21 protein-coding genes are annotated in these 23432 nt (G+C 62.0%); 11 read left to right on the top strand and 10 right to left on the bottom strand.

All coding sequences use genetic code 11. The features are described from left to right. Positions 1-32 precede the first annotated feature (32 nt). Genes DKK66_RS12885 through DKK66_RS12840 form a run of 10 tightly spaced genes read left to right on the top strand, consistent with a single transcriptional unit; the run spans position 33 to position 13443 of the window. Entirely contained in the window at positions 33-1214 is a 1182-nt protein-coding gene (locus DKK66_RS12885; protein ID WP_131358678.1) for a type VI secretion system Vgr family protein, read from the top strand. Positions 1215-1230: 16 nt separating this feature from the next. Then, a complete protein-coding gene (locus DKK66_RS12880; protein WP_131358676.1) occupies positions 1231-2673 on the top strand; it encodes a type VI secretion system Vgr family protein in 1443 nt (480 codons plus the stop codon). Beyond that, positions 2670-4799 carry a phosphatidylserine/phosphatidylglycerophosphate/cardiolipin synthase family protein gene (locus tag DKK66_RS12875; RefSeq protein ID WP_131358673.1) on the top strand — a complete coding sequence of 710 codons (2130 nt, stop codon included), beginning with the start codon at positions 2670-2672 and terminating at the stop codon, positions 4797-4799. The genes DKK66_RS12880 and DKK66_RS12875 overlap by 4 nt, the downstream gene beginning before the upstream one ends. Further along, positions 4792-6153, top strand: coding sequence for a DUF6396 domain-containing protein (locus tag DKK66_RS12870; protein ID WP_131358670.1), 1362 nt, complete (start codon positions 4792-4794; stop codon positions 6151-6153). Before DKK66_RS12875 ends, DKK66_RS12870 begins: the two co-directional genes overlap by 8 nt. Beyond that, a complete protein-coding gene (locus DKK66_RS12865) occupies positions 6150-7322 on the top strand; it encodes a DUF6396 domain-containing protein (protein ID WP_131358667.1) in 1173 nt (390 codons plus the stop codon). The genes DKK66_RS12870 and DKK66_RS12865 overlap by 4 nt, the downstream gene beginning before the upstream one ends. A 15-nt stretch (positions 7323-7337) precedes the next feature. After that, positions 7338-7529: a hypothetical protein gene (locus DKK66_RS12860; RefSeq protein WP_131358664.1), complete on the top strand. Its 192-nt coding sequence runs from the start codon at positions 7338-7340 to the stop codon at positions 7527-7529. Further along, positions 7526-8758, top strand: a complete 1233-nt coding sequence (locus DKK66_RS12855) for a DUF6396 domain-containing protein (protein WP_131358661.1) — start codon at positions 7526-7528, stop codon at positions 8756-8758. Before DKK66_RS12860 ends, DKK66_RS12855 begins: the two co-directional genes overlap by 4 nt. Beyond that, on the top strand, positions 8748-9899 hold the full coding sequence (locus tag DKK66_RS12850) for a hypothetical protein (protein WP_131358658.1): 1152 nt from the start codon (positions 8748-8750) through the stop codon (positions 9897-9899). Before DKK66_RS12855 ends, DKK66_RS12850 begins: the two co-directional genes overlap by 11 nt. Further along, complete coding sequence (locus tag DKK66_RS12845) at positions 9896-10183, top strand: PAAR domain-containing protein (protein WP_131358655.1); 288 nt, start codon at positions 9896-9898, stop codon at positions 10181-10183. The genes DKK66_RS12850 and DKK66_RS12845 overlap by 4 nt, the downstream gene beginning before the upstream one ends. A 41-nt stretch (positions 10184-10224) precedes the next feature. Beyond that, positions 10225-13443 carry an ImcF-related family protein gene (locus DKK66_RS12840; protein ID WP_131358652.1) on the top strand — a complete coding sequence of 1073 codons (3219 nt, stop codon included), beginning with the start codon at positions 10225-10227 and terminating at the stop codon, positions 13441-13443. Here DKK66_RS12840 and DKK66_RS12835 read toward each other — a convergent pair. Both DKK66_RS12835 and DKK66_RS12830 read right to left on the bottom strand, forming a co-directional pair. Continuing rightward, positions 13440-14186, bottom strand: a complete 747-nt coding sequence (locus tag DKK66_RS12835) for an SDR family oxidoreductase (RefSeq protein WP_131358649.1) — start codon at positions 14184-14186, stop codon at positions 13440-13442. The genes DKK66_RS12840 and DKK66_RS12835 overlap by 4 nt on opposite strands. Position 14187: 1 nt before the next feature. Further along, positions 14188-15078 (bottom strand): prephenate dehydrogenase/arogenate dehydrogenase family protein, encoded by an 891-nt coding sequence (locus DKK66_RS12830; RefSeq protein ID WP_062789803.1) that lies wholly within the window; start codon positions 15076-15078, stop codon positions 14188-14190. 124 nt (positions 15079-15202) lie between these two features. Between DKK66_RS12830 and DKK66_RS12825 the strand changes: the two genes are divergently transcribed. Beyond that, positions 15203-15496 (top strand): DUF4936 family protein, encoded by a 294-nt coding sequence (locus DKK66_RS12825; protein ID WP_165494169.1) that lies wholly within the window; start codon positions 15203-15205, stop codon positions 15494-15496. A 30-nt stretch (positions 15497-15526) separates the two neighbouring features. Here the strand turns inward: DKK66_RS12825 and DKK66_RS12820 are convergent, their stop codons facing one another. The 8 genes from DKK66_RS12820 to DKK66_RS12785 all read right to left on the bottom strand — a co-directional run bounded on the left by DKK66_RS12820 (position 15527) and on the right by DKK66_RS12785 (position 23427). Further along, complete coding sequence (locus tag DKK66_RS12820; RefSeq protein WP_062789799.1) at positions 15527-16405, bottom strand: EAL domain-containing protein; 879 nt, start codon at positions 16403-16405, stop codon at positions 15527-15529. Positions 16406-16586: 181 nt separating this feature from the next. Then, complete coding sequence (gene pabC, locus DKK66_RS12815) at positions 16587-17402, bottom strand: aminodeoxychorismate lyase (RefSeq protein ID WP_131358643.1); 816 nt, start codon at positions 17400-17402, stop codon at positions 16587-16589. Next, complete coding sequence (locus DKK66_RS12810; protein WP_131358640.1) at positions 17402-18694, bottom strand: aminodeoxychorismate synthase component I; 1293 nt, start codon at positions 18692-18694, stop codon at positions 17402-17404. Before DKK66_RS12810 ends, pabC begins: the two co-directional genes overlap by 1 nt. 128 nt (positions 18695-18822) lie before the next feature. Further along, complete coding sequence (gene fabF / locus DKK66_RS12805; RefSeq protein ID WP_045846174.1) at positions 18823-20064, bottom strand: beta-ketoacyl-ACP synthase II; 1242 nt, start codon at positions 20062-20064, stop codon at positions 18823-18825. Positions 20065-20229: 165 nt separating this feature from the next. Further along, positions 20230-20469 carry an acyl carrier protein gene (acpP, locus tag DKK66_RS12800; protein WP_019103041.1) on the bottom strand — a complete coding sequence of 80 codons (240 nt, stop codon included), beginning with the start codon at positions 20467-20469 and terminating at the stop codon, positions 20230-20232. 108 nt (positions 20470-20577) lie between these two features. Beyond that, the gene (fabG, locus tag DKK66_RS12795) at positions 20578-21315 is read right to left on the bottom strand and encodes a 3-oxoacyl-ACP reductase FabG (protein WP_062789795.1); all 738 of its coding nucleotides are present in this window, start codon (positions 21313-21315) and stop codon (positions 20578-20580) included. Positions 21316-21384: 69 nt separating this feature from the next. Further along, the gene (gene fabD, locus DKK66_RS12790; RefSeq protein WP_045846172.1) at positions 21385-22314 is read right to left on the bottom strand and encodes an ACP S-malonyltransferase; all 930 of its coding nucleotides are present in this window, start codon (positions 22312-22314) and stop codon (positions 21385-21387) included. A gap of 153 nt (positions 22315-22467) precedes the next feature. Then, entirely contained in the window at positions 22468-23427 is a 960-nt protein-coding gene (locus DKK66_RS12785) for a beta-ketoacyl-ACP synthase III (protein ID WP_045846171.1), read from the bottom strand. Between the last annotated feature and the right edge of the window lie 5 nt (positions 23428-23432).

The raw sequence follows: 23432 nt of genomic DNA, 5'->3' as shown, positions 1-23432 counted from the left end.
GGTTTTCACGCCATCAGACAAGGACGCTACCCATGCCCAACCCCTACCAGCTGCGCTTCCCCTCCCACCTGGGCCTGGACCTCTCCGTACACCACTTCACCCTCGACGAAGCACTCGACACCCCCTACCTGCTCAACGTCACCGTCACCAGCCCCGACTCCGCCCTGCCGCTCGCCAGCCTCATCCACCAGCCGGTCAGCTTCACCATCAGCCCGCCACCCCTCAACCCGCTGCCTTCCTTTCCCGGCCTGCCCAGCCCTCCTGCCGACCCCGCCTTGCAGCGCGTGTGGCATGGCGTGGTGTGCGAGGCCTGGCGTGAGGACAGCAATGTGCAGGAAACCCGCTACCGCTTTGCCATCGGGCCGCGCCTGAGCCTGCTGGCCCTGGGCAGCACCTGCCGTCTGTTTCAGAACAACACGGTGCAGCAGGTCATCACGGCGCTGTTGCAGCAGCATGGCTTTGCCGCCAGTGCCGTGCGCTTTCAGTTGACGGCGCCACTGCCCACCCATGCGCATCTCACTCAGTGGCGCGAGTCGGATTTGCAGTTCATTTCCCGCCTGGCGGCCGAGGCGGGCCTGTTTTACCAGTTTGTGGTGGAGGAGGCGGGCAAGGAGGTGCTGCTGTTTGGCGATAATCTGGAGCACTATGGCCGCGGGCGGCTGCTGGATATTCCGCTGCGGGCGGCGGGCGGGCTACGCCAGGATGACAGCCCGGCCGTCCAGCAGTGGCAGATTCACCATCGCAGCCTGTTGCACAGCGTGCGCCGTACCGATTTCAACTATCTCACCGCCGATACCGTACTGGATGCCGCGCATGGTGTGGCTGGACCGCAAGCAGCGGCCTATGGGCTGGATTATGCCTGGGGCGAGGGCGGACGTGATGCAGCGGAGACCGCCCGCATCGCCCAGCTGCGCCATCAGGCTTCGCAGGCGCGCCAGTGTGTGGCCAGTGGCAGCGGCACCGTGCTGCACAGCCGTCCGGGCGAGGTGTTGCGGCTGGCGCAGGCGTTTGAGGAAGCGCCGCATGGCTGGCTGATCATTGCCGCCCGGCATCAGGGCGCGCGCGATCAGGCCTATCACAACCACTTCCAGGCCATTCCGGCCGACCGCATCTGGCGACCGGCGTTGCTGCCCAAGCCGCGCATTTACGGCACCTTGCCGGCCATGGTGGTGAGTCCGGGCGATAACAGCCTATCGCTATCCCTTTCTGGATGAGCTGGGCCGCTACCGGGTGCGTTTCCTGTTTGATCTGGACCGCTGGAGCCCCGGTGGCGACTCGCGCCCGGTGCGGCTGGCCAAGCCCTTTGCCGGCGGCGGCTTTGGTTTTCATCTGCCCTTGCATGCCGGTACCCGCGTCAACCTGGGTTTTGATGATGGCGACCCGGACCACCCCTACATTGCCTCGGTGCTGCACGACAGCAGCAAGCCGGACCACATCGACAGCGGCTGGCACACCCGCAACGTCATCCTCACCCGTTCCCACAACAAGCTGCGCATGGAGGACTTGCAGGGCAAGGAGCATATCAAGCTGGCCACCGAATATGGCAAGACCCAGCTCAATATCGGCCACCTGGTGGATGCCCAGCGCCAGCCGCGCGGGGCAGGGTTTGAGTTGCGCAGCGACCAGTGGGGGGCCATCCGGGCCGGTAAAGGCCTGCTGCTGTCCGCCCACGCCCAGCCGGGGGCTGGTGGCCCGCAACGCGACATGGCGCAGGCGCTACAGCAACTGGAGCGGGCCAATCAAAGCATAGACAGCCTGAATGCCGCCGCCAGCCAGTCCAGGGCCGACCCGCTGCACTTGCAAGCGCAGCTGGACTTGCTCAATCAGCAGGTGAAGGACCTGCAGCAGGCGGTGCTGCTGGCCAGCGCCCCGGCCGGCATGGCGCTCACCACCGGTGGCAGCCTGCACGCCGCCGCCGGGCAGGACATCGCCCTCACCGCCCAGCAGCAGGTGGGCGTATCGGCGCTGAAGTCGCTGGTGGTGAACATCGGCCAGGCCATCAGCCTGTTTGCTGCCAAGGCGGGCATCAAGCTGGTCGCCAACCAGGGCAATGTCGACATCCAGGCGCAGGGCGCTGCCTTGCTGCTGTCCTCGCGCCAGGACACGCAAATCCGCAGCTTGCAGAAGATCAGCCTGGCGGCGCAGGAGGAGATTGTACTGAGCGTAGGCGGCAATGCCGTGCGCATTACCGCCGAGGGCATCAGTACGCTGGGCAAGACTACGGTGTACGGCGGCTTCTCGGTCACATCCAAACAGCAACTGAAGGTGGGGATGCCGGACTTCCCGGTATCGCAGGTGAAGGTGCCGCTGCCCTTGGTGCTGGCGCAATCCCCGTTTGGCCAGAGCAGCGAATGGACTGGCATGCCCTACACCCTGAAAGCCGGGTCCGCCACCGTGCAGCAAGGGCTGATGAGTGAGGCCATGCAGCTGCCGCTCACCCACGAGCCAGGGGTACAGCACTACACCCTGACGCTGGCCAATGGCAGCGAATACCAGATTCCGCTGGTCAGCGCACTGCGCGATCCGGCCAAGGGGAAACTGGCCAATGCCGGGCTGCACAAGCAGGTACTAGGCCCTGCGCCCGACTCTGGCCGTGTCACCTATCAAACCGATGCACGTACCCACCAGGCACAGCTACTGAAGAACGACAATGACGAGGAGCCCCAGGCATGAGCACCAGCACCACCGTTCCCATTTGCACCCGTGGGCCACTAACGGCCACCCTTACCCGGCCGTGGTTTGTCGAATTACCCGAATACGCAACCCACAACACCGGCCTGCAAATCCTGGTCAATGGTGAACAGACCTTTGCCACCCTGCACGAAGCCATGGCCCGCGCCAAGCGCAATATCAGCATCATCTGCTGGGGCTTTCAGCCGTCCATGTACCTGGTGCGCAATGGCCACCACCAGGTGAGCTACGTCATCGACGGCAAGACAGAAGTCTTTCCGGTGCAACTGGGCAAGCTGCTGGAACACAAAGCCGCCCAAGGCGTAACCGTACGGGTGCTGTGCTTTGCCGCCACCCCATTGAACTTGCTGGTCAATGTCACCGGCCATCAGGACGCGGTGGGCGAATCCAACACCCCTGGCCGCTGGATCATGCGCATCAAGGACCGCCCGCCCTACGAGGTGGAGGATGCGCCCCCCTCCGACCCGGACCGGCGTGGACAGTATCAGTATGACAAGGACTGGTATTACCGCTACGACGACCAACCACCCGGCCTGTATGCCGATGACAAAGATGTGCGCAAGCGCAAGGGCGATGTCCGCGCACAACACCTGCATTTTTATAGCCGGGGTTTTTCCGCGATAGAACGGGCGCGCATTGCCAGCATGCCGCATGACGACCGCGGGCTGAGTTGGGAAACCACCAAGAAAGCACTGCCCGGCGGCCCCAGCCACCACCAGAAATCGGTGCTGGTGGACTATGACGATGCCCAGCACGCCAGGGCCCTGGTGATGGGTCACAACCTGCTGGACGAATACTGGGACAGCGACGCCCACACTTACCGGGTGCGCAAACCCTGGCTGGGCCGAAATGGCAGCGTTGGCCCGCGTGAGGATTTTTCGGCACTGCTGAGCGGCCCCATTGTCGGCGATGTGTTCTACAACTTTGCTGACGCCTGGAAGCAAGAAAGCGGTGAGCAACTGCCCGACAGCACGTTTTGCGACTACCCGTATTTTTTCAAGCGCGGCAGCAACGATGCGCTGCGCTTCATGATTCCCTGCCCGGTCCAACTGGTGCGCACCCAGGCCCAGGCCAAGCCCATGGTGCAGGACATCAAGCGCGCCTATTACCAGGCGGTGAACAATGTCACCAGCTACATCTTTATCGAAAACCAGTATTTCCGCTTTCCACCGCTGGCCGACAAAATCAAGGCGGCCGCCCGCGCCCAGCAGCAAGCCCGCCGCCAGGCACCCATCTACCTTTTTGTCATTACCAACTCCACTGACGATGGCGTGGGCAAAGGCAGCGTCAACACCTACCGCATGCTGGAGGCACTGGGCCGCCGCGACACCATGCCCGGTGTCAGCAAGGCCTATGAGATGGACGATGCCAGGGGCCAACTGCTCCAGGCCGAACAAAAAATGGAACAACAAATAGAACAGGCGCGGCGAACGTACAGCAAACAGGCCCTCTATCCCAACAAAATCCTGCCAGCCAACATCGAGTTCCAGCAGAACAAGGCCAAACTCCAACAAGCCCAGGCCAGCTACAACGCCCAGTTACAACAGGCCAAGGCCGAATACCAGCAAGCCAAGGCCAGCTACGAACAACGCAAGGCCGAAGCCGAAGCCATTGCCAAAGGCCAGGACGTGGACATCCCCACCGTAGACATCCCCGGCCTGAAAACCCTGATCTGCACCCTGGTAGCACCGGATTCCCCAGCGGGTGACTGGCGCGAAACCTATATCCACGCCAAGTTGATGCTGGTGAACGACTGCTTCACCACCCTGGGTTCGGCCAATATCAACACCCGCAGCATGGAAGTGGACAGCGAACTCAATCTGCTGACCAACCACAGCGACATCGCCCGTGCGCTGCGCCGCAAGCTGTGGAGCATGCATACCAGCCGACCGACCGGATTGGGTAGTTCGGATAGTCCTGAATTGGAGCAAGCGCGTCGTGATGCCAATCCGGAGGGCATGGGGAATTTTAAAATTGCTGATGCGGCTTTTTTTGCTTGGCAAAAAATCATCGACGCCAATAAAGATGCGCTAGAGGCCAAACAAAAACCCATCGCCGCGCTGCGCGGCATGCTGCGCCGCTCCGCCGAAAGGAGCAATAGTGATTAAGCATGCCGCCCTGCTGCTGTCCAGCCTGTGGCTGGCCGCCTGCCACCCGACCGACGCCACCCCGAAAGCGACCACCATGCCCGCGCTACCCACCGTGCAAGACCAACTCGCCTTTACCTGCGCCTACGAAAAAGACCGTCTGCCCGCGCTCGACCCCGAGGCCGACCAGCTGTACCGCCATGCGCGCTGGCTCAAGCGCCAGCAACTGCAACAGGAAGACCCGCTGCGCTATCCGCACATGGAACGCCTGCTGCGCATTGCCACCGCCTATGACCATTACCAGGCCAATCTGGAACTGCGTGGCATGCTGCGCGCCGGCCAGGCAGCCAGCGAACACCCAGTACAGGAAGTGGTGACACTGACCGAGCGACTGATCCAGCAAGGCATCCCCGGCGGTTACTACGATATGGCGCAACTGCTGCAACAAGGCTATGGCGTCAAGGCCGACAGCCTGCTGGCGCTGCAATACCAGCGCAAGGCCGCGGACTTGGGTAACCCGGAAGCGCAGTATGCAGTGGGCAGCAAACTGATGGGCCTCACCATTGACCACCCTGTCGAATACAACATTGGCAAATCCATGAAAAAATGTGCCGCCGAACAAGGCCATGGCCGCGCCGGGGTGGAATATGGCATACGGATGCAAGCAGAAGGCCAATATGCTGATGCGGTCAAATATTTCACCTTGGCCACCAAGGCGGGTGACCCATCTGGTGCCACGTGGTTGGCAGACGGTTTTGCCGATGGCCATCCCAAAAATCTGGCCGTCCCCAAAGATGAAGAACGGGCACGGCGCTATAAAGAAATTCGCTACATACTCAACATCTACTCCTATCTGCACCCCAAAGTCCCGGAACTGGACAGCATCGTCCCCCTGCCGCCTGCGCCACTGCCGCCGTGGGATGACAAAATCCAGTGGCTGCGTGACTTTGAGGCCAACGTCCCGCCACCGCTGCCGCCAGAACAACGCATCCGCGAAATGGCCGCAGCCAAGGCACTGGACCCGGAAACCGGGCGACCCGACCCCAAGGCACAAGCCGCGCAAAAAGCCCAGGCCGCGCAACGTGCCGCCCAAGACGCCGCTGCGCCTCCCACCCCGGACGCCCTGCCCATTGGCACCCTGTGTGGCAGCGGCGAAACCTGCCCGCAAACCGGCCACTGGCAAGTGCAGTTTCCAGCGGACAGCATTCAAGGCCAGTATCCGGGCCTGCGCGCCAACCAGGTGGTACGCATCTTCTTGCAGGGTGACATCCTCCCACCGCACCGCGCGCACTACCCCCGGCTGTTGCAGCGCTGGCGCGGCTATGCACAGCGTACTGAAGCGGTGCAGTGGCAACTGGTGGGCTATTTGCGATGAAGCACTCTATCTACCTGACGGGGTCATCCGCACTGTTACTGATGTTGGCGTTGGGAGCCTGCAATGCCGGGGAGCGCCATGTGCCCGCCCTCAACGACGTCAACACCCAACTCGCCTTCAGCTGCGCCTACGAAAAAGACCGTCTGCCCGCACTCGACCCCGAAGCCGACCAGCTCTACCGCCATGCCCGCTGGCTGCGGCGCAACAACATCATCCAGCAAGACCCGATGGTCCACCCGGTGATGGAACGGCTATACCGCATTGCCACTGCTTACGGCCATTACCAGGCCAACCTCGATCTGCGCGAGATGATAGGCCGGGGTACTGCCATGAGCGCAGACCCGGTCAAGGAGACGCTGGACCTGACCGAAGACCTGATCCGCCGGGGCATCCCCGGTGGCTATTACGATATGGGCCGCTATCTGGAAGCAGGCTATGGCGTCAGGCAAGACCCAGCGCTGGCCAACCGCTATTACCGCAAGGCCGCCGATCTGGGCAGCCCGGAGGCGCAGTATCTGGTAGGGGACAAACTGACCTGGATGAAAGCCAGCAACCCGGTTCCGTTTGCCATTGGCTGGCAGATGATGAAATGTGCAGGTGAGCAAGGTCATGCCAAGGCGGCCATCGAATATGGCGTACATGCTCAAGGCTCAAAAAACAATGCCGATGCGATACAGGCGTTTATCCAAGCCAGCAAAGCGGGTGATGAAATGGGGCCACACAAATTGGCACGCGCATTCAGCCAGCCGACACACGACGGGTTCTGGAAATACCTAGATCTCGGTTTCAAACCCGACCCTGAACGCGAACGCCGGTACACCCTCATCAGCGATACCCTGACCGACTACACGTGGGCCAACCCCAAAGTCCCCGAGCTGGATAGCATCGTCCCTCTGCCGCCTGCGCCGCTACCACCGTGGGATGGCAAGATCCAGTGGCTGAAAGACTTTGAGGCCAATATCCCGCCACCGCTGCCGCCAGAACAACGCATCCGCGAACTGGCCGCAGCCAAGGCACTGGACCCGGAAACCGGCCGACCCGACCCCAAGGCGCAAGCCGCGCAAAAAGCCCAGGCCGCGCAACGTGCAGCCCAACGCGCCGCTGCGCCTCCCACCCCGGACGCCCTGCCCATCGGCACCCTGTGTGGCAGCGGTGAAACCTGCCCGTAAACCGGTCACTGGCAAGTGCAGTTCCCAGCGGACAGCATTCAAGGCCAGTATCCGGGCCTGCGCGCCAACCAGGTGGTACGCATCTTCTTGCAGGGTGACATCTTCCCACCGCACCGCGCGCACTACCCCCGGCTGTTGCAGCGCTGGCGTGGCTATGCACAGCGTACCGAGGCAGTGCAGTGGCAACTGGTGAGTTATTTGCGATGAAGCAACCCATCCACCTGACGGGGTCATCCGCACTGTTACTGATGTTGGCGTTGGGGGCCTGCAATGCCGGGGAGCGCCATGTGCCCGCCCTCAACGACGTCAACACCCAACTCGCCTTCAGCTGCGCCTACGAAAAAGACCGCCTGCCCGCGCTCGACCCCGAGGCAGACCAGCTCTACCGCCATGCGCGCTGGCTGCGGCGCAACAACATCATCCAGCAAGACCCGATGGTCCACCCGGTGATGGAACGGCTATACCGCATTGCCACTGCTTACGGCCATTACCAGGCCAACCTCGATCTGCGCGAGATGATAGGCCGGGGTACTGCCATGAGCGCAGACCCGGTCAAGGAGACGCTGGACCTGACCGAAGACCTGATCCGTCGGGGCATCCCCGGTGGCTATTACGATATGGGCCGCTATCTGGAAGCAGGCTATGGCGTCAGGCAAGACCCGGCGCTGGCCAACCGCTATTACCGCAAGGCTGCCGACCTGGGTAGCCCGGAGGCGCAGTATCTGGTAGGGGACAAACTGACCTGGATGAAAGCCAGCAACCCGGTTCCGTTTGCCATTGGCTGGCAGATGATGAAATGTGCGGGTGAGCAAGGCCATGCCAAGGCGGCCATCGAATATGGCGTACATGCACAAGGCTCCAAAAACAATGGCGATGCAATACAGGCTTTTATCCAAGCCAGCAAAGCGGGTGATCAAATGGGACCTTCCTATTTAGGTACAGCTTTTGGTCAGCCTACCCATGATGGCTTTTGGAAATATTCTGACCTCGGCTTCAAACCCGACCCAGAGCGTGTACGCCGCTATGATCTGATTGGCACCGTATTAAATAACTACACATGGGCCAACCCCAAAGTCCCGGAGCTGGATAGCATCGTCCCCTTGCCACCCGCACCGCTGCCACCGTGGGATGGCAAGATCCAGTGGCTGCGTGACTTTGAAGCCAATGTCCCGCCACCGCTGCCGCCAGAACAGCGTATCCGCGAACTGGCCGCAGCCAAGGCGCTGGACCCGGAAACCGGGCGACCCGACCCCAAGGCGCAAGCCGCGCAAAAAGCCCAGGCCGCGCAACGTGCCGCCCAAGACGCCGCTGCGCCTCCCACCCCGGACGCCCTGCCCATCGGCACCCTGTGTGGCAGTGGTGAAACCTGCCCGCAAAGCGTTCACGTAAATGGCCTTCCCTCCGCACCTTATCGGGAGTTGATTGATGCGCAATGACCAGCGCCCCTTGCAACAATTCCGCTATCCCGCCCTGCCACGCTGGTGGTGGCTGCTGGGGCTGTTTCTGCTCTGTCTGGCCATCAACCTGGGCTGGGGGCTGCTGTATTACGCCAAGACTGCGGACAAGTCGGTCTCTTCCCTTACCTTCTGGACTCATGCGCTGGGTTATGGCCTGGCCGTGGCGTGTGCGCTGCTGGCCAGCATATTGGCTGGATTCAGCGTGATGACGCTGCGGGTGACACAGCAGAATCGCAAACTTGCCGCACAGCATGGCTGGCAACAGCGGCGCATGCAGGAAGGTGCGGCGGTGTTGCATTCCGTGCTGCTTGGACCGGCCTGCCTGACCGAGGCTGATCGCCAGCAACTGGTACAGGATGCCCCCACACAGGCAGTACCGACCGAAGCATTTGGGGAATGGCGTATTCCGGACCTGACCGGAAGCGACAGCGATAACGCCGGTCGCGCAGCACAACTGGCCGGCGCACTAGCCCGCCGTTTGGCCGCCGCATGGCCGGTTTCCGCTCAACCGCAAGCCGTGGCATGGCTGGGTAGCCCGGCCAGTTGGCAGGCGTTTCAAGCCGAGCTGCAGAAACAGGGAATCCGCTGCCCGCAGCAGGCCAGGCCCTTGGCCGATATCGCTGCACTGGATATGTGGATTGACCAGTTGCACGACGAGACCGCGCCATTGACACAGGTGCTGCTGGCCGGCGTGCAGCTGGCAGTCGCCACCCAGCCCGATGCTCCAGCGGCCATGCCATGTGACGCCGGCTTTGCCTTGCTGTTGCAAGCCAGCGCGCCTGCCAGTGCCATGGTGTATCGGCCCGTTGAAATTGAAGGCAGTGCTGATTTACGCCGCGCCCAACACAATGCCGGCCTGGAGCACGCGCCAGGATTTATCCAGCTGCAGCCACAGCATGTGGCATGCGCAGCAGAGGCCGAATGGGCGGCTACATCATTGAAATTGCCGGACTACTGGGGCGATGTCGGCCCATTGGCACCCTGGGTTCTGCTGCTGAGTGCGCTGGACCGGGCACAGCTCAGCGGTCAGCCCGTGGGCTGGCATTTGCAGCAAGCAGAGCAAACATGGGCGGGCGTGGTATTGCCGCCTACAACACTTGATCAAGGAGAGCAAACATGAGTCGCTATGCCATTCGTCAGCACGACAGCCTGACAGGAGGAGGAGAGGTGCTGGATGTGATTCCGGACGGCCCGGTTGTTGAAGGCATCGGCTTGAGTTTTGTCGGGGGCAAGGCCAAATGCTTCCGGTGCGGACAGGTGGGAACCATTGTGGCAGACGGCCCGCGTGGTTCGGTGGGCGGCCTTAATGGCTACACCGTTGCGCTGAACAATGACCTGGTGATGTGCCACTGTCCGGTTCCACCACGCTTGCTGCATTCCAGTACTGCCTGGCAGGTGGATTAAGCGCGTTACACATCGTCATTGCTACGCAAGGAATCACTGGAATGTCAGAGCAACACCAAACAGTTCCCTCCCCCGGCTATGGCTGGCTCGCCGCCGCACTTGCCCTGCTGCTGCTGGGCATTGCGCTGATGTCGAGCCTGTATCTGGCGGGTTTTTATGCACAAGGCAGTGATCGGTTATGGGCCAGTGTGCTCATCCTGGTAGCGGTGTTGCTGGGGCTTGGTCTTGCCTATTGCTGGCATAGCTGGCGACTACGGCAAGCACAACCAGAGTCCCCTGGTCGGCTGGGCGATACGGCTCAGCCGCAAGAGGACAGTTTATCGATACGCCAGCAACTAGGCACGCTAACAAGCAGCCGTCGGCGCAAGGCCTGGGTTGCCGTCATCGATTATCTATCAGACCTCCCGGCAGCCGCGGATCGTCCCGCCAAGCGCTGGCAGGAAAGCGACACGGCCTTGTTCATTCCTGTACCGGATAGTGTGCCAGCACCAGAGCTGCGTACCCTGCGTGGCCACTGGCGTCCACCGCTGGACGGCGTGATGCTGGTGACACCCACGCTACCGGGCGTGGGCAGCCCGGCGCTGCAACAGTTGCTGGATTTCAACCAGCGCAGTGGCTGGCGACTGCCGCTGTGCCTGGCACTGAGCGGCTGGCCCGTACCTGCCGGTGGGGTGGTCTGTCAGATAAGGGATGCCAGCAACACAGAAACCACCACCCGCGATTTGCAGCAGCTGGCCTGGACGCTGGCCGTAGAAGGGCAAGCGGATGTGTTAAAGAAGTCGTCGGACAACAAGCGTCTGGCGCTGTCGGCGGCGCTGGACCAGCCCGACGTCATCAAACACCTGGCACAGCAGCTACGCGCCATCAGCCAGCAGTTACCGCCGGGGCAGCCGCTGGTGCAGCTAGGCTGGGTGGCAGACGACACAGCGCGACTCCCCGCCACCACACGACCCTGGCAGCAGTTTTCGCCACGCAGACACCGGCTGTCGCACAGCGACAAGGCAGGCTGGGCGGTCACCGCCATGGTCGGCTTGCTGCTATTGGGAGTGGCGCTGTCGTTTCAGCACAATTTCCAGATAATCCAGCAGGCAAGACAACAACAGCAGGCGCTGCAACAGGCCACATCGCTGACCGTGGCCCTGCCTACGCTAGGGGCGGTGCAACAGCAGATCAGTCAATTGCAGCAGGCACAGCGTCAGGGTTTGCCGTGGTGGTGGCGTTTGGGCCTGAACCAGCTGCCTGCAGTACAGCAGGCCTTGCTGGATGGCTATGGCAAAGCAGCACAACGCTGGCTGGTGGAGCCGGCACGACAGAATCTGCGTCAGGTGTTACTGGCCTTGAATGAGCTGCCCTTGACCAGCAGCGACAACGCCTTGCTGCAGCAGGCACAACGGCAAGGCTATGACAGCCTGAAGGCCTACCTGATGCTGGACCAGCCGGCACGGGCGCAGCCTGCCTTCCTGAGCGCGCAACTCTTGCAGGCGGATGGGCTGGCACAAGGCAGGCGGGCCGATGTGCTGCGCTTTTACAGCCAGCACCTGCCAGGCCAGGCAGGCTGGCGGCAGGCTGCCGACCCCGCCGTGGTGGCTGCGGCGCGCCAGACACTGTTATCGCTTAATGGCATCGAGCATGACGATGCCACGCTGTACCAAACCATCCTGAAACAGGCAGCAGCCAAGTACCCGCCACGCAGTGCCGCCAGCCTGCTGCCGGGGGTGGATAGCCGCGGGCTGTTTGCCCTGCCCGGCACCGTAGCGGGCATTTATACCCGCGAGGCCTGGGAAGGATATTTGAAGGAGGCGTTTGAGCAGGCCGACCCCAAACAGGGTAGCGAGGCGGGCTGGGTATTAGGCGTTGCCAGCAGCAAGAGCGAGGGGCCGGTGCTGGCGCAACGGCTGCGCCAGCGCTACTTTGCCGATTATGCTGCCGCCTGGCAGGCCTTTCTTAACCGGCTGCACTGGCAGAACACCACATCGCTGGCCGCCGCCAGCGAACAGTTGAATGCCTATGCCGACCCGCAACGCTCGCCGCTGCAAGCCTTGATGGCGATGTTGCAATATCAGGGCCGCGCCGGGGCGGCAGAGAAGTCACTGGCCAGCAATCTGCTGGATAAAACCCGCCAGCTGGTGGGCAAGAATGCAGCAAACGAGCCGCAGGCTGCAGCCGACCCGCTGAGCGCCGCCTTTGGCCCCTTGCTGGCACTCAGCGTTCCGCCAGATGGCAATAACACGGGCAATAGCGCACCGGCCAGCAGCGTCAGCCTGACCCGCTATCTGGAAACCCTCACCGCAGTACGGCTGAAACTGCAACAACTGGCCGCCAGCCCCAATCCGGATGCGGCAGCCCGCCAACTGGCCCAGGCGCTGTTTCAAGGACGGCAGAATGAAATCAGCGACGGGCAGAAATACGCCGCGCTGCTGGCCGCCAGCCTGGGCCAGGAATGGGCGGGGTTTGCCCAGCAAGCCTTTGTCAGCCCGCTGGATGAGGCCGGTGCCGTGGTGCTGTTGCCTGCGGCGGCGGACATCAATGCGCTGTGGCGGCGCAGCATCGTACTGCCCTGGGGCAGCGAGATGAGCGGACGTTATCCCTTCAACAGTACCGACAACGATGCCGCCATTCCGGCCCTTGGCCGCTATCTGGCCCCGCAACAGGGCGAAATAGCCCGCTTCTTGCAGCAAACCCTGGGCGGTGCGCTGGTGCAGGAAGGTGACCAATGGCTGCCCAGCCCCAATCTGGCCAATGCTGCACCGTTTGATGCTGCCTTCCTCAATGCCGTCAACAGCCTCAGTCGGCTGGCCAGCCGCTGGTTTACCGAAGGGGACGCCGCTTACAGCTTTGAACTGCAGCCGGTGGCGATGCCCGGCCTGGTCCGCACCGAATTGACGGTGGATGGGCAAACCGTAAGTTATTTCAACCAGCAAGCCAACTGGAGCGCATTGCGCTGGCCGGGCCATGCCCAGCAGCCGGGCAGTCAACTGGTGTGGGAATCGCTGAAGACCGGTAGCCGGCAAACGCTGGCATTCAACGGGCGCTGGGCATTTATCCGTCTGCTGGAGCAGGCCAAGGTGGAGCAACTGGACAAGGCGCGTTACCAGCTGGACTTTGCCCTGCCCGATGGGCTGACAGCGCGCTATATCCTGCGCACCAGCGCGGCAGATGGCCCGCTGGCCTTGCTCAGGCTGCGCCAGTTCAGCCTGCCGGAACGGGTGTTTGTGTTACCGGGTGCCCAGGCTCAGTCAACGGCCAAGGTGGCGGACTAACGCCCGCCGGAGACATCCAGGATGCTGCCGGTGCAAAAACTGGCAGCATCGGACAGTAGCCACACAATGGCGGCGGCTACTTCCTCGGGCAATCCACCACGCTGCATGGGCACCCCCGGTGCCAGCCGGGCCACCCGGCCGGGCTCACCGCTGATGGCATGGATGCCGGTTGCTATCAGTCCGGGGCGGACCGCATTGACGCGAATGCCCTCGGTGGCCACTTCGCGGGCCAAGCCCAGGGTAAGGGTGTCGATGGCTCCCTTGCAGGCGGCGTAATCGACATATTCGCCAGCGCTCCCCAGCCGGGAGGCGGCGGAGGACACATTGACGATGACCCCGCCCTGCCCGCCAGTGGCGGTGGATATGCGGCGTACCGCCTCGCGACAGCACAGCATGGGGCCAGCCACATTCAGTTGCAGCATGTGCTGGATGCGTGCGGCGCTGAAGTCCTGCAAGCGGCCCATGGGCGCGGTACTGCCGGCATTGTTGACCAGTCCGTGTACCGCACCAAAATGCTGAACCACAGCGTCAAACAGCCGGATGATGTCCGCTTCCTCAGCCACATCGGCCTGAAAAGCCTGTGCCACGCCTCCGGCCGCCTGAATGCTGGCCACCACCTGTGCAGCGCCAGCGGCATCCTGCCGGTAGTTCACCGCCACCTGCCACCCGGCGGCAGCGGCCTGCAAGGCAGTGGCCGCGCCAATGCCGCGGGAGGCACCGGTAATCAGCAGGGTGCGCGCCATGTCAGCTTTGTCCTTCGCGCAGGAAGCGCTGATACCAGCCCACACGCGCGGCACGGGCGGTTTCAAATGTCTGCGCCAGGGCATCGGCGTCGGCCGCTTCTACCTGGGCGGTCAGGTCGGCCAGCGCCTGGCGGTAGCGTTCCAGTTCGTCCAGCAAGGCGCTGCGATTGGCCATGGTGATGTCTTTCCACATTTCCGGATGGCTGCCGGCAATGCGGGTGAAATCGCGAAAACCGGTGGCGGCAAAATCAAAACAGCGCCGCGCATCTTGCTTGCCTGCCACCATGCCGACATAGGCAAAGGCCAGCAGGTGTGGCAGATGGCTGACGGTGGCAAACACACTGTCGTGCTCTTCCGGCCGCATGCGGTGAATGACGGCACCACAGGCCTGCCACAGTTCGGCCACCGTATCGCAGGCTGCCATGGTGGTTTGCGGCAAGGGGGTGAGCACCACCTTGCGCTTTTCATACAGGCCGTACTGGGCTGCGGCAGCGCCAGACAAATCAGACCCGGCAATGGGGTGGGCCGGTACACAGTTAGCCAGCTGCGCCGGCAGGTATTGGGCAAACAGCTGGGCCACGTCGCCCTTGGTACTACCGGCGTCGGTCACGATGGCATGCGGCTGCAAATGGGGGGCCATGGCTTGCATCATGCGGCCCATCTGCCCCACCGGGCAGGCCAGCAATACCATATCGGCCCGGCTGGCCACGGCGGCCAGGTCCTGGCTGATTTCATCCACCACGCCCAGTTCCAGCGCACGGGTGAGGTTTTCCAGTGTGCGACCAACGCCGATGACGTGTTGCACCTTGCCTGCGCGTTTGAGCGACAAGGCAAACGAGCCACCAATCAAACCGACGCCAACCACCACCAAGGTGGTAATACCCTGCTGCACACCACTCCCCTTTCCTGCACTGTCACCTGGTTTGCCAGATGCCCACCAGCGTGGGCGAAGTGGTCTATGATAAGCGATTTTGCGCGACTGCAAAGCCTGCATGCCCCAGGAAGGAAAGCCCAGCATGACCAGCGAGCTGTATGTGTATTACAAGATTGCCACCATCGACGGGCCGGCTTGGCTGCCCATGCTGCGGCAGATGCAGGCCGCACTGGCACAGCAGGGCGTGGAAGCCAGCCTGATGCGACGGCAGGATGACAACGCGCAGCAGGCACAGCAAACCTGGATGGAAGTGTATCGCGGCATTGCGGATGAGCAGGCCTTCTTGCTGCAATTGCAGCAGGCGCTGCACGATCACGGGCTGGAGAGCCTGGGGGGCGCACGTCACATGGAGTGGTTTGTACCGCTGGAAGGGTAAGCGTGCGGCATGATGCCGCCAGCTGGAGGTTCAGGCCGGCAGACCGAGCAACTCTGCCGGGCGCGCCAGATGGAAGCCCTGCACGAAATCACAGCCGGCAGCGCGGGCGATATCCAGCTGCATCGCGCTTTCTATCCCCTCGCCTACCACCTGCGCACCGTGCAGGTGCAGGATGTCCACCAGTTTGGCCAGCTTGTCGCGCACGCTGGGGCGCATCAACGCATGGCGCATCAGCACCTTGTCCAGCTTGACGTAATCCGGCTCCAGCAACCAGACGCGCTCCAGATTGGATGCACCCTGGCCAAAGTCGTCCAGCGCAATACGGAAACCCAGGCTGCGATAGCGCTGCACGGCTTCCAGCAGGCGCAGCGGATCGCTGACGGCGTCTTCCACCACTTCCAGACAGATGCGGCTGGCCGGGATATTCAGCTGTTGCAGCACTTCGGCAAAAAACTGGCCGTGCGCCTCGCTGACATTCACCAGATGCTGGGCATTCACATTGAGGGACAGGATCAGGTCCGGCCCCGGGTGTTGCAGCAGGAAATTGAGCAGGTGCAGACAGCGCAGCTGACGGTCGAGAAACACCGAGCGGCGCGGTGAGGTTTCGGCGGCAAACAATACGGTGGGAATCAGCTGGCCGCCAAAGCTGTCAGTCACCCGCGCCAGTGCCTCCACCGACCACAGGCGCGTAGCGCCATCGGCCTCCAGGGCATACACCGGCTGGAATACCGAGCGGAAACGCCATTCTTCGTGGCGGCCACGCACGCGTCCGGCTTGCAGGCTGAGGGGGAATTGTTCGAACTGGTGCGCGTTCAGCAGCTGGTTGATGAAAGCCAGGTCGTGTTCGATGGGTGCCAGTGCGGCGGGCTGTTGACAGGCAAGCTGTTCCAGCAGGCTGGCTGCCACCATGCTGATTCTCCTTGGCGCATCGCGGATGCAGGCCGGAACACGGAAGGGAAACCGCTCCCTTCATCGTGGCTGCCACTATAGCGAGCACTATTTAGCGCCAGAAATAATTTAATCAGCAAACCTTATGCAAATTTTATCTAAGCGAATACAGCAGGCGGAGATAGGGACTTAACGACAGTAATCAGTTCTCAGCTGCCAGCAAGGCCTGCAGCTGTGCACAGCAGGGATGAGCGTGCGGCAGGCTCTGGCCGTCGATACTGGCCACCGGCCACAGGCCGATCAGACTATTGGACAGGAAGACCGCATCGGCAGCCTGCAATTGCGCGGGCAGGATTTCAGCCTCGACCAAGGGGTAACCCAGTTGCGGGGCATGGGCAAACAGCCAGTCGCGCAGCATGCCTTGCACACCGCTCTGATCCAGTTTCGGGGTGATGATCTGCTGCCCGGTCACCAGATAGACATTGCTCATGGTGGCTTCCACCAGCAGGCCGCGCGTGTCCAGCATCAGGCCTTCGTGAATGTCCGGGTCAGACCATTCCGAGCGGGCCAGCACGTTTTCCAACCGGTTCAGGTGCTTGATACCGGCAAGCAGTGGCTGACAGGCCAGCCGGGTGTCACACCAGCGCACATGCACCCCGTCACGGGCACGCTCGGGCGGATAGCCGGCCCAGGCGGTGACGGACACCATGCGGGTAGGCTGAACATCGGCAGGCATGGCATAGCCACGCGCACCCACACCACGGGTGAGCACGATCTTGGCCACGCCTTGCTCCAGGCCGCCTGCCAGTTGGCTGATTTCATCCAGCAGCAGGGCTGCATCTGGCACCGGCAGCTTCAAACGGTGGGCATCCGCCACCAGCCGCCGGTATTGCCAGGCCCACAGGCGGGGCTGGCCAGCACGGATTTCAATGGTGCGATAGATGCCGTCGCCATAGGCCAGGCCACGATCCAGTGCGGAAACCTGCTCGCCCGGCTGGCCGTTGATCAGCATGGCCATCAGGCTTGCTCCACCCCCAGCGCACGCAGCAGGCCGCGTGCCTTGTGGCGGGTTTCCTGCAATTCGCGTTCCGGGTCGGAGTCCGCCACGATGCCGCCACCGGCACGGAAGCGCAGCTGCTGCCCTTCCTGCATGAAAGTGCGGATCAGGATATTCAGGTCCATGCTGCCATCGCGGTTGAGATAGCCCAGGCTGCCGGTATAAGCACGACGTGCGCTGTTTTCCAGCTCGCGGATGATCTGCATGGTGCGCACCTTGGGGCAGCCGGTGATGGTGCCGCCGGGGAACAGTGCGCGGATGGTGTCGGCGGGGGTGATTTCTTCACGCAAACGCCCACGGATATTGGATTCGATATGGTGAACGTAGGCATAGCTCTCCACCGCCATCAGTTCGTTCACTTCCACTGTGCCGGGCTGGCTGATACGCCCCAGGTCATTGCGTTCCAGGTCGATCAGCATCACGTGCTCGGCGCGCTCCTTGATGCTGGAGATCAGCCGCTGCTTGAGGGCGGCATCTTCGGTCGGGTCCGGCGAGCGCGGATGGGTGCCGGCGATCGGGCGGGTGTCGGCCCAGCCATCGCGCACCCGCACCAGGCGCTCGGGCGAGGAGCTGACAATCTGCGCCTGACCAAAATCCGCCAGTGCAGAAAACGGCGCGGGATTGGCACGGCGCAGCGCGGCAAACAGGTCCGGCGCGGCAACATCGGGCCCCAGTTCGGCGCGCCAGCCGCGCGAAATGTTCACCTGGAACACATCCCCTTCATAGATGTACTGCTTCAGCCGCAGCACGGCATCGGTATACCACTGCGGCGGGTCTTCCTGCAGCGATAGCAAGCTGACCGGATGCGGATTGAATGGCGCAATGCCGTGTACCAGCTGTTGCAGGCGCTGTAGCTGGCTGGCGGTTTCGGCCACCAGCCAGGCGCTTTGCTCACGCCGGTTGATCAACAATGCAGCCGGAACCCGCGCCATGGCCGCCAGCGGAAAGCTGTCCGGCAGTGCCTCGTCCACCTTGGCTTCAAACTGCGACAGCAAGTCGTAGCCCAGATAGAGGAAATAGCCGCCAACAAAGGGCAGGCCGTGCGGGTTATCCACCGCCTGCGGCTGGAAACCGCGCAAGGCCTCGACAAAAGCCTCCCCTTCCCCGCCGTGATACAGGGTGGTGCTTTCTGCGGCAAACAGCATGTCCCAGCCCTGATCGCCGGAGGACATCAGCAGGAAGGGAAATTCCGCACGATGGGCGGCATGCAGGGCCAGCAGGTCGGGAAGGAAGTCGAGTCGTTCGGTAAACATGCCTGTTCCACACAGCGGCATGGGGCGCGCCGCAAAAAAAGAAAACCGCCGCGAGTGTATCGCAGCGGTTCGGGCTGTCAATGCGTTTTCGCGTTGCGGCGCAGCAGCACCGCAACACGCTGCCGCCATTACATGCGTTTGAACACCAGGGTACCGTTGGTACCACCAAAACCAAACGAGTTGGAAATGGCGATGTCGATCTTCATGTCACGGGCGGTATTGGCCACGTAGTCCAGATCGCAACCGGCTTCCACATCCTGCTCGTGCAGGTTGATGGTGGGCGGCGATACCTGGTTGTACAGCGCCAGGATGGAGTAGATGGCTTCCACGCCGCCAGCACCGCCCAGCAAGTGGCCGGTCATCGACTTGGTGGAGTTCACCACCAGCTTCTTGGCGTGATCGCCAAAGGCAATCTTCAGCGCGCTGGTTTCGTTGGCATCACCCAGCGGGGTGGAAGTGCCGTGCGCATTCACATACTGCACCTGATCCGGGTTGATCCGGGCATCGCGCAGTGCGTTCTGCACGCCGCGGGCCGGGCCATCCGCATTCGGAGCGGTAATGTGGTGGGCATCGGAACTCATGCCAAAGCCGATCAGCTCGGCATAGATACGCGCGCCGCGCTTGACTGCGTGCTCGTACTCTTCCAGCACCAGCACACCGGCACCCTCGCCCATCACAAAGCCGTCACGGCCCTTGTCCCACGGACGGGACGCGGTTTCCGGATCGTCATTGCGGGTGGACAGCGCCTTCATGGCGGCAAAACCGCCCATGCCCAGCTTGGAAATGGCACCTTCGGCACCACCGGCCACCATCACATCGGCATCGCCATACTGAATCATCCGGGCTGCATCGCCGATGCAGTGCGCACCGGTGGTGCAGGCAGACACGATGCCATACGACGGGCCCTGATAGCCCTTCAGGATGGACACGTGGCCGGCGATCAGGTTGATCAGCGAACCGGGGATGAAGAAAGGACCGATCTTGCGGATGCCGTTTTCCTGTACGGCCACGCCGGTTTCCTCGATCAGCGGCAGACCGCCGATACCGGAACCGATGTTGACGCCAACGCGGGTCTTGTCCAGATCAGCCACATCGTCCAGGCCGGCATCAGCCACGGCCTGCAGCGCTGCTGCAATGCCGTAGTGGATGAACAGGTCGGAACGACGCGCTTCCTTGGGGGAAATATACGCGCTGATGTCGAAGTCCTTGACCTCGCCCGCGATCTGGCAATTCAGGTCGCTGGCATCAAAACGGGTCACTTTGCCAATGCCGCTCTTGCCGGCCAACAGATTGGCCCAGCCAGTGGCAACATCATTGCCGACCGGGGAAATATGTCCCAGACCGGTTACTACAACTCTGCGTTTGGACACGAAGAATCTCCGTGAGTAGAGGGGAGGCAGTCTCCCGATGATCCCACAACTTCCGTGTGAAGTTGATGACAGTCAAACGGACGTTTGGAACCCTCTATAACAAAAGAACCTCTGCAGGCGAGCCAAGGCCACACCGCGCAGAGGTCCTGTACAGGCCTGAAAGTATTACTTGTTCAGGTGGGCGGTAACGTAATCAACGGCTTGCTGAACAGTGGTGATCTTTTCAGCTTCTTCGTCCGGGATTTCGCACTCGAACTCTTCTTCCAGAGCCATTACCAGCTCAACGGTGTCGAGGGAGTCAGCGCCCAGATCATCAACGAAGGACGATTCGATCTTGACTTCAGCTTCGTTCACGCCCAGTTGTTCGGCAACGATCTTTTTAACGCGCGCTTCGATGTTTTCCATTTGTCTAAACCCTTGACCTTTCTGATTCGGGATCACAAAACCCGTGTATTCTACAAAAAAAAATTAGAGCAGCCCACCTAAATCTTGTCTTTTGTTCGACAGGACCGGTTAAGGCATGAACATGCCGCCATTGACATGCAGTGTTTGGCCGGTGATATAGGCCGCACGATCCGATGCCAGGAAGGCGGTTGCATCAGCAATATCCTTGGCATCGCCCAGGCGGCCCAGGGAAATCTGGCCCACCAGCGCGGTGCGCTGTTCTTCCGGCAGTGCACGGGTCATGTCGGTGTCGATAAAACCCGGTGCCACACAGTTTACCGTGATATTGCGACTGCCAACCTCACGTGCCATGGACTTGGTGAAGCCCATGATACCGGCTTTGGCCGCTGCGTAGTTGGTCTGACCGGGGTTGCCGGTTGCACCCACCACCGAAGCGATGTTGATGATACGGCCCCAGCGGGCCTTCATCATGCCGCGCAGTACTGCCTTGGATGCCTTGAATACCGACTTCAGGTTGGTATCCATGATGGCATCCCAGTCGTCGTCCTTCATGCGCATCAGCAGGCCGTCGCGGGTAATGCCGGCATTGTTGACCAGAATGGCTACCGCGCCGAATTCCTTGTCGATGGCGTCAACCAGCGCTTCAATGGCGCCGTCTTCCGTCACGTTGAGCACGCGACCGGCACCGCCGTTGGCAGCCAGACGCTCATGGATGGCAGCAGCACCGGACTCGGAAGTCGCGGTACCAATGACAATGGCGCCCTCGGCTTGCAGCGCATCGGCAATGGCTGCGCCAATGCCACGCGAAGCGCCGGTAACCAGGGCTACTTTGCCTTGCAGACTCATTGAGGATGTCTCCTTGTTGTGTACTTCAACATCCGCCAGTGCCGGCCAGGCGGCGCTGACGGATGAATATCATTGCAGTTCGGCCTTGGCCGCTTGCAGCGCGGCAGCATCGGTCAGTGCCAGGCACTTGACGTTGCCGTCGATACGCTTGGCCAGACCAGCCAGCACCTTGCCAGGGCCGCACTCGGCCATGCTGACGATGCCGTCGGCTGCCAGCTTCTGGATGGTTTCGGTCCAGCGCACCGGGCTGTACAGCTGGCGCACCAGCGCATCGCGGATATCGGCCGCATCGCTGTAGCTGGCCACGTCGGCATTGTGCAGCACCGGAATGGCCGGGGTATTGATGTGTACTTGCAGCAGGGCCTCGGCCAGCTGCATGCCGGCCGGCTTCATCAGCGCACAGTGCGAAGGCACCGATACCGGCAGCGGCAGCGCACGCTTGGCACCGCGGGCCTTGCAAGCTTCCATGGCGCGCTCGACAGCGGCCTTGCTACCGGCAATCACCACCTGACCGGGGGAGTTGAAATTGACGGCTTCCACCACTTCGCCATTGGCCGCTTCGGCACAGGCAGCGCGCACCTCATCGTCCGACAGGTTCAGGATGGCCGCCATGGCACCCTGACCGGCCGGTACGGCGTTCTGCATGGCTTCGGCACGCAGGCGTACCAGTTTTACCGCTTCGGCAAACGGCAGCGCACCGGCGGCAACCAGGGCGGTGTATTCACCCAGGCTGTGACCGGCCACAACAGAAGGTTGCAGACCGCTGACATCCTGCCAGGCAAGATAAGTCGCCACACCGGCAGCCAGCATGATGGGCTGGGTGTTGACGGTGGCATTGATGGCCTCGGCACTGTCAGCCTGCAGCATGGCCCACAGGTCCACGCCCAGCGCGGTGGAGGCTTCTTCGAAGGTGTGTTTCACCACCGGCAGGTCGGCAAAGCCGTCCATCATTTTCAGGCTTTGCGAGCCCTGACCGGGAAAGAGAAAGGCAAACGCCATAGACAGTCTCCGCAATTTCGACGGAATAATAATCGACGGAAGGATGAGGCAATCAGACCTTGCTGCCAAGCAGTCAGATCAAACGCCCATGAAAATGGGCGTTATCTCAGGCAGGGCACGGCATGAAACCAGCGATGCTTCCGTCGCGAAGAATCAGTACTTCAGCAGCACGGCACCCCAGGCAAAACCACCGCCAATGCCTTCCAGCAGGATGGTCTGACCGCGCTGGATGCGGCCATCACGCACTGCATGGTCCAGCGCCAGCGGAATGGAGGCAGCCGAGGTATTGCCCTGTTGCGGCAATGTCACGATCACCCGCTCCATCGACATGCCCAGATGCTTGGCCGTGGATTCGATAATGCGCAAATTGGCCTGATGCGGCACCAGCCAGTCGACTTGTGTCTTGTCGACACCGGCTTCGGCCAGCGTGGTGCTGGCGATGTCGGACAGTGCCTTGACGGCAAACTTGAACACCGCCGGGCCGTCCATGTGCAAGAAGGGGATGCCCTGGATCTTGCCGCCGGAAATCTGTGCCGGGGTATTCAGGATGTCTTTGTAGCGGCCATCGGAAGCCAGCTTGGCATGCAGGATGCCCGGTTCTTCCGAGGCACCCAGTACCACGGCACCGGCACCGTCACCAAACAGCACGCAGGTGCGGCGGTCTTCCCAGTCCATCACACGCGACATCACTTCGGCGCCGACAACCAGCACCTTGCTGGCCATGCCGCCCTTGATGTAGTTGTGCGCGGTGGTGAGGGCAAACATGAAGCCTGCGCAAACCGCCTGCACATCGAATGCGGCACAGCCATGAATACCCAGCTTTTCCTGCAACAGGCAGGCGGTGCTGGGGAAAATCATGTCAGGCGTGGTGGTGGCGACGATGATCAGATCGATCTCGGTCTTGTCGATGCCAGCGCTCTGGATGGCAGCTTCTGCTGCCTTCAGCGCCAGATCGCTGGTGGTTTCTTCATCGGACACGATGTGGCGGGCATGGATGCCAGTGCGCGAGACAATCCACTCGTCACTGGTTTCCACGCGCTCGGCCAGCATCGCATTCGTGAGCACATTGGATGGCAGATAGCTGCCAGTGCCTAGAATGCGGGAATGGGCCATGTATT

Source organism: Aquitalea sp. USM4 (genome assembly GCF_004328945.1).
Lineage (GTDB): Bacteria > Pseudomonadota > Gammaproteobacteria > Burkholderiales > Chromobacteriaceae > Aquitalea > Aquitalea pelogenes.
Note: the sequence above shows the minus strand (reverse complement) of the source record. Positions and strands in the feature narration are given on the sequence as shown.

Coding starts and splice junctions, on each gene's coding strand:
- DKK66_RS12840 (WP_131358652.1), top strand. CDS start 10,225: ATGTCAGAGCAACACCAAACAGTTCCCTCCCCCGGCTATGGCTGGCTC.
- DKK66_RS12810 (WP_131358640.1), bottom strand. CDS start 18,694: ATGTTTACCGAACGACTCGACTTCCTTCCCGACCTGCTGGCCCTGCAT.
- DKK66_RS12820 (WP_062789799.1), bottom strand. CDS start 16,405: ATGGTGGCAGCCAGCCTGCTGGAACAGCTTGCCTGTCAACAGCCCGCC.
- DKK66_RS12865 (WP_131358667.1), top strand. CDS start 6,150: ATGAAGCACTCTATCTACCTGACGGGGTCATCCGCACTGTTACTGATG.
- DKK66_RS12835 (WP_131358649.1), bottom strand. CDS start 14,186: ATGGCGCGCACCCTGCTGATTACCGGTGCCTCCCGCGGCATTGGCGCG.
- DKK66_RS12875 (WP_131358673.1), top strand. CDS start 2,670: ATGAGCACCAGCACCACCGTTCCCATTTGCACCCGTGGGCCACTAACG.
- DKK66_RS12785 (WP_045846171.1), bottom strand. CDS start 23,427: ATGGCCCATTCCCGCATTCTAGGCACTGGCAGCTATCTGCCATCCAAT.
- DKK66_RS12845 (WP_131358655.1), top strand. CDS start 9,896: ATGAGTCGCTATGCCATTCGTCAGCACGACAGCCTGACAGGAGGAGGA.
- pabC (WP_131358643.1), bottom strand. CDS start 17,402: ATGGCCATGCTGATCAACGGCCAGCCGGGCGAGCAGGTTTCCGCACTG.
- DKK66_RS12850 (WP_131358658.1), top strand. CDS start 8,748: ATGCGCAATGACCAGCGCCCCTTGCAACAATTCCGCTATCCCGCCCTG.
- DKK66_RS12825 (WP_165494169.1), top strand. CDS start 15,203: ATGACCAGCGAGCTGTATGTGTATTACAAGATTGCCACCATCGACGGG.
- DKK66_RS12885 (WP_131358678.1), top strand. CDS start 33: ATGCCCAACCCCTACCAGCTGCGCTTCCCCTCCCACCTGGGCCTGGAC.
- acpP (WP_019103041.1), bottom strand. CDS start 20,469: ATGGAAAACATCGAAGCGCGCGTTAAAAAGATCGTTGCCGAACAACTG.
- DKK66_RS12855 (WP_131358661.1), top strand. CDS start 7,526: ATGAAGCAACCCATCCACCTGACGGGGTCATCCGCACTGTTACTGATG.
- fabG (WP_062789795.1), bottom strand. CDS start 21,315: ATGAGTCTGCAAGGCAAAGTAGCCCTGGTTACCGGCGCTTCGCGTGGC.
- fabD (WP_045846172.1), bottom strand. CDS start 22,314: ATGGCGTTTGCCTTTCTCTTTCCCGGTCAGGGCTCGCAAAGCCTGAAA.